General features: G+C 58.0%; 1 protein-coding gene. It reads left to right on the forward strand.

The window, feature by feature from the left end; translation table 11 throughout:
• The coding region (locus I6F33_RS38160; RefSeq protein ID WP_225145819.1) for a transposase at window positions 1-224 on the forward strand (224 nt) is incomplete at both ends.

The following is a 224-nucleotide window of genomic DNA, read 5'->3' on the forward strand; positions in this document are numbered from 1 at the left end:
GCGGATTGGCCTGGGCCGTCGGCATCCCTCGGCACCTCAAGGTGTATCCGGTTGATGTGAAGCTCATTTGGCCGATTACCAAAGTCCGCGGGAAACCACGAAAGCACCACGTGCCGGATATCTTATCGATTGCGGCAGAACACATGCTGGCGAGCGCCAAATGGAAAACCGTGAGTTGGCGCAGCGGGACGAAAGGTCGGCTGAAAGCCCGATTTGCTGCTCTC

The sequence above is a fragment of the Bradyrhizobium sp. BRP20 genome, assembly GCF_020194215.1.
Classification (GTDB): Bacteria; Pseudomonadota; Alphaproteobacteria; order Rhizobiales; family Xanthobacteraceae; genus Bradyrhizobium; species Bradyrhizobium yuanmingense.